Source organism: Streptomyces sp. NBC_00669, from assembly GCF_036226785.1.
In the GTDB taxonomy this organism is placed as follows: domain Bacteria; phylum Actinomycetota; class Actinomycetes; order Streptomycetales; family Streptomycetaceae; genus Actinacidiphila.
On sequence record NZ_CP109018.1, the window covers coordinates 8480829 to 8495147 of the forward strand.

Consider the following 14319-nt stretch of genomic DNA (forward strand, 5'->3'; position numbering starts at 1 on the left):
CCGGTCCTACCCGGTGCCACCCTGTCCTATCCGGTGGCGGACCCCTCGCGCCACCCCTGAACGGGGGCGGAGGGGCCGCCGTCACGCTGCCGCCGCCTCCTCCAGCGCGAGCAGCAGCCGCTTGGCGTCGGCGCCGCCGGCGTACTGCCCGGGGGAGCCGTCGGAGCGCACCACGCGATGGCAGGGCACCACGACCGGCAGCGGGTTGGTGGCACACGCGGTACCGACCGCGCGCACCGCGCGAGGGCTGCCGGACGCGGCCGCCACCTGCGCGTAGCTCTCGGTGCGACCGTAGCCGATGGTGGGCAGCAGGCTCAGCACTTCGCGCCGGTAGCCCTTCGAAAGCCGCCAGTCCAGCGGCAGTTCGAACGTCCTTCGGTGCCCGGCGAAGTACTCGTCGAGCTGCCTCGCCGCCTCGTCCAGCCGCCCGGGCGCGCGCAGCACGCGCGGGCTGACCCGGTCGGCGAGTTGCTGGAGCACCGCGGCGTGGTCCTGCACCGCGTACGCGATCCGCACCACGCCCTCGTCGGTGGCGGCGAGCAGCAGGGTGCCCGCCGGGGTGTCCAGGGTCCGGTAGGCGACGTCCAGCACGCCCGCGCGGACCGCGCGTTCGGCCAGCCGCGCGTGCAGCCGCGCCATCGCCTCGGTGTCGTGCTCGGGCAGCCCGGCGAACGGGTCCCGCCCGGCCGGTTCGGTGGCGGTCATGGTCATCGTCCTTTCGCTCCCGTCTCGTTGTCGGCGGCCGTGCTTCCAGGACCGCCCGTGCCTGTGCTCGTGTCCGTCCCGGTGCTGGTCTCGGTCCCGGTGCGGGTGCGGGTGTCCGTTTCCGGATCGGGGTCCGGATCGGGGTCGGGGTCGGGATGTGCCGGGTAGGTGCGGCGCAGCGTCCGCATACCGTCGGCGGCGGCCCGGCGTGCCGCGTCGGTGCTGCCGCCCGTCACGGCGGCGATCTCCTTGTAGGGCAGCCCGGCGAGGTAGTGGTACGCCACCGCGTGCCGCTGCCGCTCGGGCAGCGCCTTCAGGGCGCGCCACAGATCGGGGTCCCAGTCCTCGGGCCGGCCGGCGGCGCTCGGCCGCTCGGGCAGTACACCGGCCGGTACGGGCCGGCGTGCGTTGGCGCGCGTCACGTCGATCGCCTTGCGGTGCGCGACGGTCACCAGCCACGCGGCCACGTTCGCGTCCCCGGGCAGCTCCGGATACGCCCGCAGCGCCGCGAGGAACGTCTCCGACAAGGCGTCCTCCGCGTCGTGCGGGCCCAGGACGGCACGGACGACCCGGAGCACCATCGGCCCGTGCTCGGTCACGATCTGTTCGAACGGTGGCTTGCTCACACCCTGTCAACGCTCCGGGCGGTCGGAACGTGAGCCCGCCGGCCGGGAAAAGTGCGGCCGGCCCGCGCCGGGTGGCCGTCGCCGGGCACCACGGCCCCGCCGTTCAGAACAGCCGCGCTTCCTTCTCCTCGGCGGGCTCCTCCAGGTCCAGCAGGAACCGCTTGCGCTCCAGCCCGCCGGCGTACCCGGTGAGCTTCCCGCCCGCGCCCACCACGCGGTGGCACGCCACCACCAGCGACAGCGGGTTCGCGCCGACCGCGCCGCCGACCGCCTGCGCCAGCTGCCGGTCGCCCAGGTCGGCGGCGAGTTCCCCGTAGGTACGGGTGCGGCCGTAGGGGATCGCCGCGATGAGGTCCCAGACCCTGCGGTGGAAGTCGTCGCCCTTGGGCGCCAGCGGCAGCGCGAACTCCCGCCGCTCGCCCGCGAAGTACTCCTCGATCTGCTGCCGGGCCGCGTCGAACCCGCCGCCGTCGCGCGCGCCGAACTCCTCGGGCTTCGGCCGCCCCCGGTGCCGGTGCGCGAAGTACAGCCCGCTGAGCGCGCCGTCCTCGGCCACCAGCACCAGTTCCCCGACCGGGGAGTCGACCACGGTGTGCGTCCTCATCGCCGCTCTCCTCCACGTCTCCTGGCGGCCCTCGGTGCGGACCGCCGACACACCGTAGACGCGGCGGGGGCCCGGAACGTGAGATCCGGGCCCCCGGGAACCGCTTGAGCTGCGTGAAGTGCCTGAACCCTTCGAACCGCTCGCTCAGACCGCGGTGGGCTTGGACGACGGCTGGAGGGCCACGGCCGCCTCCGCGGTGTGCACCAGGAACGTCAGCGACTCCTGGAAGTACAGGTCGACGGTGGTGGCGGTGTGGCCGAGGTAGCCGATCGACACGTCCTGGCCGAGCCGCAGCTCGAAGTCGCCGCCGCGGGTGGCGAGCAGGAACGCCCCGTCGATCGCCGGCGCCCACACGATCTCGCCGTCCAGCAGCCGCGCGAGGTGCTGGTGGATCGGGTAGCCGTGGTCGGAGGTCTCGCTGACCGCGGTGTACGCGTCGGCGCTCAGCGCCAGCGTGTAAGCGCCGTCGACACCGGCCAGCCGCAGCGTGGTGACGGCGTGGCTGATCGCGTCCGGGTACTCCCGCACGTCCGCGGGCAGCGTCAGCTCGGGGTTGGACGAGGCCGCCCGGATGCCGGTGATGCCCGCGGCGGAGTACCCCTCGAAGATCGCCCGGTCCTCGGCGTAGGCGAGTTGCTTGGCCGCGTCCTTGACCGGCTGCCAGTCCGCGTCCTTGGCGCCGCGCGCGACGTCGTCGACCTGGCCGCGGTCCACGGTGAACGGCACCCGCAGCTCCACCACGGGCTGCGAGCGGCGGGTGCGCGCGGTCACGCCGTGCCCGGGCGCGGCGATCTCGTCCAGGTGCCCGGTCGCCACCGCGGACAGTTCGAGGCCGCCGGGCTCGGGCACGTCCACGATGCGGCGGGCCGCGACGTTGCGGGCGAAGGTGCGCCGGGCCTCGGCCTCCAGGTCGGCCCACGCGGCGTCGGAGATGGGGGCGAGTTCGCGGTGCAGGTTGTTCACGAGGGCGTGCTCCTTTTCAGGTTGCCGATGCCGAGGCTGCCGTCGGCGGCGGACCGTGCGGGGGCGGATGCCGGCGCGGGTTCCGGTACGGGCGCCTGCGCGGGTACGGACGGGGGGCCGGACGCTTGCTGCGCGGCGGACCCGGCCGTGGACCCGACCGCGGACCCGACCGTGGCTCCGGCCGCGGTCCCGCTCCCGGGGGCGTCCGGCAGGTCGTCGAGGAAGTCCGCGGACGGCACGTAGAAGAGGGTGCCGGTGACGGCGGTGGAGAAGTCGAGGATGCGGTCGTGGGAGGCGGCCGAGGTGCCCAGGAACATGTTCCGCAGCATCTGCTCGGTCACGTCGGGGGTGCGGGCGTAGCCGATGAAGTACGTGCCGAACTCCCCGCGGCCCGGGCTGCCGAACGGCATGTTGTCCCGCAGGATGTCCTGCTCCTCGCCGTCCGGGCCGGTGACGGTGTTCAGGGCGACGTGCGAGTCGTCCTCGTCCAGCTCGACGTTGGTCGCCTTCGTCCGGCCGATGATGCGCTCCTGCGCCTCGACCGGGAGCGCGTTCCAGCCGTCCAGGTCGTGCAGGTACTTCTGCACGATCACATAGCTGCCGCCCGCGTGCCGCGGGTCCTCCGCGCCGATCAGCACCGCCTCGCGCGCCGCGGGGCCGACCGGGTTCTCGGTGCCGTCCACGAAGCCCAGCAGGTCGCGTACGTCCAGGTACTTGAAGCCCTGCACCTCGTCCCGTACGACCACCGAGCCGCGCAGCCGGTCCATGATCTGGGCGGCCAGCCCGAAGCACAGGTCGAGGCGGGTGGCCCGCAGGTGGAACAGCAGGTCGCCCGGGGTGGCCACCGCGCGGTGCCGCGGGCCCTCCAGCGGGGTGAACGGGTGCAGGCCCGCGGGCCGCGGGTAGTCGAACAGGCGGTCCCACACCGCCGACCCGACCCCGGCGACGCAGCTCAGCTTGCCGTCGGGCGCACCGAACCCGATGGCGCGGGTCAACCCGGCGAGGTCCGCGAGCAGTTCGCGCGCGGTCTGCTCGCCGCCGTCCTCGACCGTCACCACGAGGAAGATCGCGGCGGACGTGAGCGGGCTCAGTACGGGCTGCGGTTCCGGCTCGGTGGCCAATCCAACTCTCCCCTGTGCGGGCGGCGTCCGGTGAATCACCTGGACCCTACTGCCCAGGACCCCCGCTCACCGGGAGTGCCCGGGCGTGTCCCCCGCGGCCGGTGCGTTCTGCCGGCCGAGGGGCCACCGGCGGGTGGCGGGCTCCCGGTGAGTGCCTCCGTGCCCTGGATTCTGGGCTTCTTCCGCGAAAAGCGGGCCGCAAACCAGCCGTGAACCAAGGGGCGCGACCTGTGAGGGGCTAACGTGCGGACCATGACGTTCCGAGACCTGCACCGCGGCCCGCGGCCCCTGGTCCTGCCCAACGCCTGGGACGTGCCGTCGGCGCTGGCCTTCGCCGACGCAGGCTTCGAGGCGATCGGCACCACCAGCTTCGGGGTGGCGTCCGCGCTCGGCCGGCCCGACGGCGGCCGCGCAACGAAGGACGCGAACCTCGCGCTGGCCCGCGCGTTGAGCGCGCTGCCCGCCCACCTCAGCATGGACGTCGAGGACGGCTACAGCGACGACCCCGCCGAGGTCGCGGAGTACGTCGCGCGGCTCGAAGCGGCGGGGGCGAACCTGGCGGGGGTGAACCTGGAGGACAGCACCGCCGAACGGCTGGTCGCGCCGCAGGCGCACGCCGCGAAGGTCGCCGCCGTCAAGGACCGCTGCCCGGACCTGTTCGTCAACGCCCGGGTGGACACGTACTGGCTCGGCACCGAGGCGGAGATCCCCGCCACGCTGGAGCGCGCCGCGGCCTACGTACGGGCGGGCGCCGACGGCGTGTTCGTGCCGGGCGCCACCGACCCGGAGGTGCTGCGCGAGCTGGCCGCGGGCATCCCGGTCCCGCTCAACGTGCTGGTGGTGCCCGACCTCACCCTGGACGACCTGGCCGGGCTCGGGGTCCGCCGGGTCAGCACGGGCTCGCTGCCCTACCGCGCCGCCGTGCACGCGGCGACCGCCGTGGCCGCCGCCGTCCGCGACGGCCGCACCGACCTGCCGGGCGCGACCCCGTACAAGGAACTGCAGGCCCGGCTGGTCGGCTACGAGCGCACCGGCGGCCGTTGAGCGGGGGGTGCTCCCCTCACGGCCGGGTCGACCGGGGCCGTCCAGGGGCTGTCCGGGCCGATCAGGGGCCGTTCTCCGGCCAGTCGAGCAGGCGCGCGCCGATCACGGCGGTCTGGAGCGCGTAGCGGTGGCGCGGGTCGGCCGGGTCCGAGCCGGTCAGCGCGCGGACGCGCTGCAGCCGGTAGGTCAGCGCCCGGACGCTCAGCGACAGCCGCCGGGCCGCCTCGGCGGTCACGCACCCGGCGTCGAAGTACACCGCGAGGGTGCGCAGGAGGGGTCGGGCGCCGCCGCGCGCCTGTTCCAGCGGGCCGAGCATGGTCTGCACGAGATCGGTGAGGGCCTGCCGGTCGCGGGTCAGCACCGGGAAGACCAGCAGGTCGACGGCGTGCAGGACGGGCTCCTCGAACGCCATCCGGTCCGCCACCGACAGCACGCCCAGCGCCTCGCGGTAGGAGTGCCCGCACCCCGCGGCGCCCTGCCGCGCGCGGCCGATCGCGACCCGGACCGCACCCGCGGCGACCGCGCGTTCGGCGAAGTGGGCCGGCACGTCGTCCTGCCCGCCCGGTGTCACGCACACCAGCGCGCCGTCCACCGCGGCGAGCAGCACCCCGCGGCTGCCGAACCGGCTGAGCGTGTCGGTGCTGACCTTCCGCGTCACCGCGTGCGTGTCGTCGTACGGTTCGGGGCCGACCGCCACCGCGACGCTGTGCGTGTGCGACAGTCGCAGGCCGAAGCGCTCGGCGTCCACGGCCAGCGCCTCCGGGTCGAAGGTGCCGGACAGCAGGCCGCCGATGAACGCCCGCCGGGCCGTGTCATGGGTGTGCGCGGCCGCGCGCTGGGCCCGCTGGTAGCCGTCGGCGAACGCGTCGAGCGCCTGTCCGACGGTGGCCAGCACGCCGTCGAGGTCCGCGGCCGAGCGCGGCCGTACGACCCGCCCGGCCGCGAGGTGTTCGCGCAGGATCTGCCGCCAGTCGTAGCCCGCCTCGGCCGCCCGCGCACCCATCGCCCGGTGGCTGCTGAGTTCCTCCCGGGTGAGTCGGCGTCCAGTGGCCGATGCCTTGAGCAGCACCTCGGCATAGCCGGTGAGGAAGGTCTGCGGCAGGTTGTCCACGGTCATGGTGCCCCCGATCGTCGCCGGTGCCGGTGGGAGTTGGTGCGCGGGGCCGCCGGTCACGGCGGCGGGTGGGTGGGTGTGGTGCGCGGTGTGCGGGCCTCGGGTCAGCTCTTCGCGGGAGCGGCCTCCGGCCCTATCTCCGGGCCGATTTCGGGCCCGAGTTCGGCTTCGAGGTCGGACCCGAGATCCGGTTCGGGGCCGGCGCCGGCCTCGCTGCCGGACGTGGCATCCGGCGCCGCATCGTGCGTGGCATCGGGCGCCGCGTCACCGGTGGGCGCGGGCGCGGCCTCGGACGGGCCGGCCGGTGCGGGCTGCGCGGCAGGCGCGAACCGGCGCGGCAGATGGGCGGTGACGCGGCGGGCCAGGGGCTCGGTGAAGCGGGCGCTGAGCGGGCCGAGGACGACCAGGATCAGCACGTAGGCGGTGGCGAGGGGGCCGATGCGCGGCTCCTTGGCGACCGCGAGCCCGGCGATGACGATGGAGAACTCGCCGCGGGCCACCAGGGTGCCGCCGGCCCGCCATCGTCCCGGGGTCTTGATGCCGGCCCGGCGGGCGGCGAACCAGCCGGTGCCGACCTTGGTCATGGCGGTCACGAGCGCGAGGATCAGCGCGGGCACGAGCACCGGCGGGATGTCGGCGGGGACCGTGGACAGTCCGAAGAAGACGAAGAACACCGCGGCGAACAGGTCGCGCAGCGGGGTGAGGATGTTGCTCGCGCCCTCGGCGACGTCACCCGACAGCGCGATGCCGACCAGGAACGCGCCGACGGCCGCGGAGACCTGGAGGCGTTCGGCGACACCGGCCACCAGCAGGGTCAGGCCGAGCACGACGAGCAGCAGCATCTCGGGGTTGTCCGAGGAGACCGCCCGGCTGATCAAGCGGCCGTGCCGCAGCGCCAGGTAGAGGACCGCGCCGACCGTGCCCAGCGAGATCAGCAGGGTGACGGTGCCGCCGGCCAGACCGGCGCCGGCCAGCAGCGCGGTGAGGATCGGCAGGTAGAGCGCCATCGCCAGGTCCTCGATCACCAACACGCCCAGGATGACCGGGGTTTCCCGGTTGCCGAGCCGGCGCAGGTCGCGCATCACCTTCGCGATGACGCCCGAGGAGGAGATCCAGGTGACACCGGCCAGCGCCACCGCGGCGACCGGGCCCCAGCCCAGCAGCAGCGCGGCGACCGCGCCGGGTACCGCGTTGAGCACGAAGTCCACCGCGCCGGAGGGGTACTGGGTCCTGAGACTGGTGACCAGCTCCGACGCGCTGTACTCCAGGCCCAGCAGGAGAAGCAGCAGGACCACGCCGATCTCCGCGCCGGTGGCGACGAAGTCCTCGCTCGCGTCCAGCGGGAGGATGCCGCCCTGGCCGAAGGCGAGCCCGGCGAGCAGGTAGAGGGGGATCGGGGAGAAACCCACCCGGCCGGCGAACCGGCCGAGCAGGCCCAGGGCGAGGATGATCGCCCCGAGTTCGACGAGCATGGACGTCGTGTTGTGCACGGGCGGCTATCCTCCGGTGATGAGTGCGGCGACGGCGTCCACGCCCTCGCGAGTGCCGACGACGACGAGCGTGTCCCCGAGCGCGAAACGGAAGTCGGGGGCCGGCGACGGATGCGCCGAGGTCCGCCGCAACACCGCGACGATCGAGGCGCCGGTGCGGGTACGTGCCTGGGTGGCGCCGAGCGTGCGGCCGGCGTACGGCGACCGGCTGTCGATCTCGATCCGCTCGGTGACCAGGTCGATGCCGACCTGCGCGCGGCGCAGCTTCGCCACCGGGTCCGGCAGCAGCAGCCGGGCCAGCGCCCCGGCCTCGGCCTCGGTCAGCGGGACGGCGTCGGTGCACGCGTCGTCGTCCTGCGGGTCGCGCAGCGCGAGCACGCGCCGCCCGTCCTGGTGTACGACGACCGACAGGTGCCCGCCGGCGTCGGTGTCGAGGTCGTAGCGGCTGCCGACACCGGGCAGCGGGGTCTTGCGAACGTGAGCCGACAGGCCCATGGCGTGCTCCAAGGGGCGTACGGGGGTGGGGGACGGAATCCTGCTGGTGCGTGTGCGCGTGCGGAGAGGTGCGCGGGGCGTGCTTTTCGCGCCGGCCCGGCCGCCTGGCGGCGGCCGGGCACGACGCGCCAGGCCACGGTCCCGGGTCGTGCGAACCCGCCACGGACGGCGGAGACGCCACGTGGGGGACAGGGTGCGGGGCGCCGGGTCCGGCGGAGGAACCGCGCGGACCTCAGGCGCCGATATCGGGAACCCGGTCGCGTGGCGCGCACCCGGCGGGCATCGCCCATGCGCTGCCCGCCGGTCCACCCCGCAGAACGCCGGGAACGACGGGTGAGCACGCGGTGGTCGCTTCGTACCGCACCATGCCGCCATCCCTCCCGCTCACCTGCCCGTTGGTATTGGTCAGGTAAAGAATTGTACCGTATGAGGTAATGGGCGAAATCAGGGGGTCGTGGTCCTTACCTGCCCATTCCGCCCGCGGACTCCTGCCCTGAGCGCGCCGAGCGCCGGTACGGCCGCGGTCGCCAGGAAGCAGACCGGCAGCGGGGCCGTCGCCACCAGGACGGCGGCGAGCGCGCCGCCCGCCGACGAACCGGCGTTCACCGCCGAGTTGACCCAGCCGGTGGCCCGGGTCGCGGTGCCGTCAGGGGCCAGCCGGGCCGCCGCCAGGTACGCCGTGGACAAGGCGGGCGCCATCAGCGTGCCCGTCGCCGCGACGCACACCGCGAGCAGCGGCAGCACGCCCGAGGCGGCCGCGTCCACGGCGAGCAGCGCGGCCAGCGCCGCCAGCAGCGGCGACAGCCTTCCCGCGGCCGAGCGCCGCCACGCCATCCGCCCGTGCAGCAGCCCCCCGATCGCGCTGCCCGCGGACTGTCCGGCCAGCACCCACCCGACCGCGCCCGGGTGGTGCGCCCGGTCCGCGCACGCGATGACGTACAGGTCGATGCCGCCCAGGCACGCGCCCACGGCCAGCGCCGCGCCGGCCGCCCGCCGTACGCCCGCACCCTCCGCGGACAGCAGCCGCAGCCGGCTCCGCACCTTGCCCTTCCGCCCCTGCGGCGCACCGGGGTCCGGCGCCGCCGTCAGCCGCGCCGCAGGGGAGGCCGCCAGCGCGCACGAGCCCGCCGCGATCAGCAGGCCCGACAGAGCCAGCGCCGGCACCGGGTGCATCGCCACCGCGATCAGCGGGCCGACCAGGAAGAGCAGTTCCTCCGCGACGGTGTCGAGGCTGAACGCCCTTTGCAGCAAAGCCTCGTCGGGCGCCAGCGCGCCCCACACCGCGCGCATCGTCGGCCCGATCGGAGGGCAGAGCGAGCCCGCGGCCGCCGCGAGCAGCGCGAGCACGGCCGTACCCGGGCGGCCCGCCGCCCCCGAGTACGGGCCCGCGCACCACGCCAGGGCGAGGAGCGCCGTCGCGAACGGCAGGGCCAGCGACGGCAGGGCGCGGCGGGCGCCCCAGCGGTCCACGAGGTCGGCGCGTGCCGGGCCCAGCACGACCGACACCGTCCCGAACACCGTCGACAGCAGCCCGCCGGCCGCCAACGAACCGGCGGCCGCGGTCAGTGAGAGCACGAGGGCGAGACCGAGCACCCCGTACCCGAGCCGCCCCGCCAGCGCGGCGCCGAACGTGACACGGGCATGGGGCAGGCGAAACACGGCGGCGTAGGACGCCGCCGGATCTGGCGAAGACATGGGTATCCCCTGGAATACGCAGTGGCATGGGCCGTCTCGCGCACCTCACCCGTCAACTCACCGACGGGCGGCGCGCACCCAGCGCCCTACGCACAGAGGAAGAACATCCCCCGAACCTACCATTCGCGCGGCCACGGAGGGCCTCAGCCGGCAGGGGCGCGGGGAACCGCGCCACCAGCGCTGCCACCGAGGGGCGGTCCCGGGACGGGGGCGGGGAACCCCGGGGGTCAGGGTCGCCGCAAAGCCGCCGGCGCGGCGAGGAGCAGCGCGAGGAACGCGAGAAGCGTGGTCGCTGTCCACCCGGAGAGGTGGTAGGCGGAAGCCCCGAGCGTCCCCCCGAGACTGTTCCCGATGTAGTACGCCGTGAGGTAGAGCGCCGACGCCTGCGCCCGCCCGGTCAGAGCCGTACGGCTCACCGCGCCGGACGCGACCGCGTGCCCGATGAAGAACCCCCCGGTGATGAGGACGAGCCCGGCCAGCACGGCCCACAGCGGCCGCGCCCACGTCACGGCGAGCCCGCCCCCGCACAGCGCGAGCGCCACCGCGAAGGCGCCGCGCCGCCCCACCCGCGCGGTGAGCGCCCCGGACGCGGCGGACGTACCCGTCCCGACCAGGTAGACCAGGAAGACCGCACCGATCGCGGACTGCGACAGCCCGTACGGGGCGGCGGTGAGCCGGTACCCGAGCACCGTGTACACCGCCCCGAACACGGCCATGAACAGCATCCCCACCGCGTACAGGCGGCGCAGCCGGGCGTCGCGCAGGTGACCGGTGACCGTACGGCCCAGCGCGGCCGGGGAGATCGACCCGGGGCTGAAGTGGCGTGCGGGCGGGGCGAGCAGGCGGAAGGCGACGGCGCAGACCAGCGCGGTGGCGCCGACCGCGAACAGCGCCGTACGCCACCCGTAGGCCTGGGCGAGCGCGCCCCCGGCCACCCGGCTGCTCATGCCGCCGATGGAGTTCCCGGCGACGTACAGGCCGATCGCGGAGGGCACGGCGGAGGGGTGCACCTCCTCGGCGAGGTACGCCATCGCGGTGGCGGGCAGCCCGGCGAGCGCGACGCCCTGGAGGGCGCGCAGGGCGACCAGCACCGCGAGGTTCGGCGCGAAGGGCACCGCGAGGGCGAGCAGGGACGCGGTGAACACCGACACCGTCATCACCCGGGTCCGCCCGTACTTCTCGCTGAGCGCGCTCGCCGGCAGCAAGGTGAGCGCGAGGGCGCCGGTGCTCGCCGAGACGGTCAGGCTCGCCTGGGCGGGGGACAGCCGCAGCCCCGCGGAGAGCGCGGGCAGCAGCGCCTGGGTGGAGTACAGCAGCGCGAACGTGGCCAGGCCGGCCGCGAACAGGGCGAGGTTGGCGCGGCGGTAGGCGGGGGTGCCGGCGCGGAGCCGGTCGTCGGCCGGGTCGGCCGAGTCGGCCGGGGCCGTGTGCACGGGCGCTCCGGCGCCGGTGGGCCGAGCGGCCGTGCCCGCGCCGGGTAGGGCCGCTCCCGTATCTGCGGGGTCCATGACAGCGACGCTAGGGGCCCCGGTTCGCATGCGTCCAATGCATGGAAGGGGCAGAATCGATCCGGCACAGCATCAGCGCAGTACGGAGGGGAGTTCCGTGGGCGGCGACGACGAGGAAGAAGGCGCGGGCACGGCGGCGGAGCCGGGTGGGGCTTCCTCTTCCGCCCCGGCTCCAGTTCCCGCCCCGGCCCCCGCCGAACTGTCCCCTGGCGCCTGGGCCGTACTGCTCGCCCCGCGCCTCGCCCAGTTCGCCGCCGTCGCCCGCGAGGCCCACATGACCCGGGCCGCCGACCACCTCGGCATGCCGCAGTCCACCCTCAGCCGCGCCGTCGCCCGCCTGGAGGCCGACCTCGGGGTGACCCTCTTCGCCCGCCAGGGCCGCACGCTGCGGCTGACCCGCGCGGGCCTGACCTTCCAGCAGGCCGCCGAACGCGCGCTCGCGGAGGTGGAGCGCTCCGCCGAGGAGGTCAGGGTGGACGCCGACCCCGGCAGCGGCCGGGTCGCGTTCGGCTTCCTGCACACCCTCGGCCCCGAGACCGTCCCCGCGCTGCTGCGAGCCTTCCGCGCCGACCACCCGCGGGTCCGCTTCCACCTCGTGCAGACCTACGGCGAGGCCATGCTCGAACGGCTCAGGGCCGGCGCCCTCGACCTGTGCCTGACCTCGCCGCTGCCCGCCGAACCCGGCCTGGTCGTCCGCCGGTTGGACCAGCAGCGGCTGCGGCTGGTGGTGCCGGCCGGGCACCGCCTCGCCCACCGGCGCCGGGTCCACCTCACGGACCTGGCGGCCGAGCCGTTCGTCACCCTGGAGGCGGGGTACGGGCTGCGCCGGATCACCGACGCGCTGTGCGCCGAGGCCGGGTTCGCGCCGCGGATCGCGTTCGAGGGCGAGGAGGCGGAGACGCTGCGCGGGCTGGTCGCGGCCGGCCTCGGCGTGTCGCTGCTGCCGCCGCCCGCGGTGCCCCGCCCCGGCGTCACCGAACTCGACCTCATCGGGCAGCGCGCCGTACGCGAGATCGGCGTGGCGTGGCTGGACGGGCAGCGCGACACCGCGCCGGTCGCGGCGTTCAAGGCGTTCCTGCTCGGCCGCAAGGGCGCGCTGCTGCCGAGGTGACGCCACCCGGGCGGGCCCACCGCTCCGGCGTTCCTGCTGGCCAGGGGCATTGTCAGTGGGCGGGCATAGGGTCCGGACATGAGCAAGGTGCGGGCAGTGGACGGACGACCGGCGGCGCCGGCGACGGTGCGGCTGAGGGAGTGGGAGGAGGGTGACCTGTGGGTGCTGAGGCGCACGAACTCGGCGGAGATGACCGAGCATCTCGGTGGCCCGGAGAGCGAGTCGCAGCTGCTCGCTCGCCAGGAGCGCTACCTCCGGCTCGACGGTGACGGCGGCCGGATGTACGTGGTCATGGCGAACATCGGCGCGGGTACGGGTACAGGTACGGGTGCCGGTCCGGCCGAGGAGGCGGTGGGCTCCATCGGGTTCTGGGGGCGGGTCTGGCAGGAGGAACCGGTCTACGAGACCGGCTGGGGTGTGTTCCCCGAGTTCCAGGGCCACGGCATCGCGGCCGCCGCGGCCAGGGCCGTGGTCGAGCGGGCGGCCGCCATCGGCACCCGCCGCCACCTGCACGCGTACCCGTCCGTCGACCACCCGGCGTCCAACGCGGTGTGCCGCCGCGCGGGCTTCACCCTGCTCGGCGAGGTCGGCTTCGAGTACCCCAAGGGGAACCCGATCAGGTGCAACGACTGGCGGATCGAACTGCCGGCGAGCCCCGCGGAGCCGATACCGCGATAGCCGACTGGCTGCCGTGACCGGTGGTCCGCCGCCGTGACAACCGATCCTCCGCCGTGACCGGTGGTCCGCTGCCGTGACAGCCGACCCTCCGCCCGTGACCGGTGATCCTCCGCCGTGCAGCCGACCCCGCACCCGTCCTGCGGCATGTCGGCGGCACCCGGCGCGGGCCGCCACGGGTAACGTCCTGTCCTGCATGCTCTGCCGGTTCGGCGCTGCCGCTTCGGCGCCGCTTCGATACGGTTTTCCGCCCGCGCGCGGAGAACCCGTGAGGGACGCTGCGGGAGGTTCGCCCTGCTGGTGCTGTGTGTGCTCTTCGCGCTGCTCGGTGCCGCCAGCAACGCGGCCGGCACCGTCTTCCAACGCAAGGCCGCCAGGCGGGTGCCCGCCGAAGACGCGATGCGCTTCCGGCTGCTGGTGGACATGCTGCACCAGTCGGTGTGGCTGCTGGGCATCTGCGGGGTGGCCCTCGCCGCGCTGTTCCAGGCGCTCGCGCTGGTCACCGGCCCGCTCGCGCTGGCCCAACCGGTGTTCGTGCTCGAACTGCCCTTCGCGCTGCTGATCGCCATGCCCGTGCTCCAGCGCACCCTGCCGGGCCGCGGCTGGGTCGCGGTGGGCTGCATGGTGGTCGGGCTGGCCATCGCGCTGGCCTGCGCCGCCCCCGACGGCGGCACCGACCAGGCGTCACTCGCCCGCTGGGTGCCGGCGGTCGCCGGCGTGGGCGGCTTCACCGTGGCCGCGGTCGCCCTCGCCCGGCACCGCCGGGCCGGTCCGGTCCGCGCCGCGCTGCTCGGCGTCGCCGCCGCCGCGGCCAACGCGCTGACCGCCGCGCTGATGAAGTCCGCCGCCAACACCTTCTCCGCACACGGCTTCGGCGCGTTCCTCGCGGCCTGGCAGACCTACGGCTTCGCGCTGTGCGGGATCGCGGCCGTCTTCCTGCTGGAGAACTCCCTCCAGTCCGGGTCCATCGCCGTCTCGCAGCCGGCGCTGACCCTCGGCGACGCGACCCTCAGCCTGGTGCTGGGGCTGACTGTCTACGCCGAACACATCCGCACCGGCTGGTGGTTCCTTCCCGAACTCCTCGGCGTGGCCATGGTCGTGGCCGGCACCGTCTACCTCTCCAAGTCGGTCGGGCTCACCCGCGAGCTGGGCACGAAGTAGCAGGCAC

The 14319-nt window shown here is 75.0% G+C and carries 14 protein-coding genes; 4 read left to right on the forward strand and 10 right to left on the reverse strand.

All coding sequences use genetic code 11. The annotated features are described in order from the left end of the window. Positions 1–81 precede the first annotated feature (81 nt). From OG896_RS35785 to OG896_RS35805, 5 genes are all read right to left on the reverse strand, one after another. Positions 82–705 carry a methylated-DNA--[protein]-cysteine S-methyltransferase gene (locus OG896_RS35785; RefSeq protein ID WP_329372074.1) on the reverse strand — a complete coding sequence of 208 codons (624 nt, stop codon included), beginning with the start codon at positions 703–705 and terminating at the stop codon, positions 82–84. Positions 706–707: 2 nt separating this feature from the next. Beyond that, positions 708–1331, reverse strand: a complete 624-nt coding sequence (locus OG896_RS35790) for an RNA polymerase sigma factor (RefSeq protein WP_329372075.1) — start codon at positions 1329–1331, stop codon at positions 708–710. A 103-nt stretch (positions 1332–1434) separates the two neighbouring features. After that, on the reverse strand, positions 1435–1935 hold the full coding sequence (locus tag OG896_RS35795; protein WP_329372076.1) for a methylated-DNA--[protein]-cysteine S-methyltransferase: 501 nt from the start codon (positions 1933–1935) through the stop codon (positions 1435–1437). A gap of 144 nt (positions 1936–2079) precedes the next feature. Beyond that, positions 2080–2898 (reverse strand): family 1 encapsulin nanocompartment shell protein, encoded by an 819-nt coding sequence (locus tag OG896_RS35800; protein WP_329372078.1) that lies wholly within the window; start codon positions 2896–2898, stop codon positions 2080–2082. Beyond that, positions 2895–4019: a Dyp-type peroxidase gene (locus OG896_RS35805; RefSeq protein WP_329372080.1), complete on the reverse strand. Its 1125-nt coding sequence runs from the start codon at positions 4017–4019 to the stop codon at positions 2895–2897. The genes OG896_RS35800 and OG896_RS35805 overlap by 4 nt, the downstream gene beginning before the upstream one ends. 252 nt (positions 4020–4271) lie before the next feature. Here OG896_RS35805 and OG896_RS35810 point away from each other — a divergent pair, with 252 nt between their 5' ends. After that, positions 4272–5063 carry an isocitrate lyase/PEP mutase family protein gene (locus tag OG896_RS35810; RefSeq protein WP_329372081.1) on the forward strand — a complete coding sequence of 264 codons (792 nt, stop codon included), beginning with the start codon at positions 4272–4274 and terminating at the stop codon, positions 5061–5063. 61 nt (positions 5064–5124) lie between these two features. On the opposite strand, the gene OG896_RS35815 is transcribed toward OG896_RS35810, so the two are convergent. From OG896_RS35815 to OG896_RS35835, 5 genes are all read right to left on the reverse strand, one after another. Beyond that, positions 5125–6180 carry a PucR family transcriptional regulator gene (locus tag OG896_RS35815; RefSeq protein WP_329372083.1) on the reverse strand — a complete coding sequence of 352 codons (1056 nt, stop codon included), beginning with the start codon at positions 6178–6180 and terminating at the stop codon, positions 5125–5127. Positions 6181–6281: 101 nt separating this feature from the next. Then, positions 6282–7667 (reverse strand): cation:proton antiporter, encoded by a 1386-nt coding sequence (locus tag OG896_RS35820; protein ID WP_329372084.1) that lies wholly within the window; start codon positions 7665–7667, stop codon positions 6282–6284. 6 nt (positions 7668–7673) lie between these two features. Next, positions 7674–8162, reverse strand: a complete 489-nt coding sequence (locus OG896_RS35825; protein ID WP_329372085.1) for a cation:proton antiporter regulatory subunit — start codon at positions 8160–8162, stop codon at positions 7674–7676. Between the two features lie 444 nt (positions 8163–8606). Next, the gene (locus tag OG896_RS35830; protein ID WP_329372087.1) at positions 8607–9857 is read right to left on the reverse strand and encodes an MFS transporter; all 1251 of its coding nucleotides are present in this window, start codon (positions 9855–9857) and stop codon (positions 8607–8609) included. A 227-nt stretch (positions 9858–10084) separates the two neighbouring features. After that, positions 10085–11365: an MFS transporter gene (locus OG896_RS35835; protein WP_329372089.1), complete on the reverse strand. Its 1281-nt coding sequence runs from the start codon at positions 11363–11365 to the stop codon at positions 10085–10087. A gap of 37 nt (positions 11366–11402) precedes the next feature. Between OG896_RS35835 and OG896_RS35840 the strand changes: the two genes are divergently transcribed. The 3 genes from OG896_RS35840 to OG896_RS35850 all read left to right on the forward strand — a co-directional run bounded on the left by OG896_RS35840 (position 11403) and on the right by OG896_RS35850 (position 14312). Continuing rightward, positions 11403–12476 carry a LysR family transcriptional regulator gene (locus OG896_RS35840; RefSeq protein WP_443057202.1) on the forward strand — a complete coding sequence of 358 codons (1074 nt, stop codon included), beginning with the start codon at positions 11403–11405 and terminating at the stop codon, positions 12474–12476. 78 nt (positions 12477–12554) lie between these two features. Further along, positions 12555–13154: a GNAT family N-acetyltransferase gene (locus OG896_RS35845; protein ID WP_329372092.1), complete on the forward strand. Its 600-nt coding sequence runs from the start codon at positions 12555–12557 to the stop codon at positions 13152–13154. A 291-nt stretch (positions 13155–13445) separates the two neighbouring features. After that, positions 13446–14312, forward strand: a complete 867-nt coding sequence (locus OG896_RS35850) for a DMT family transporter (RefSeq protein WP_329374488.1) — start codon at positions 13446–13448, stop codon at positions 14310–14312. The last annotated feature ends 7 nt before the right edge of the window (positions 14313–14319 follow it).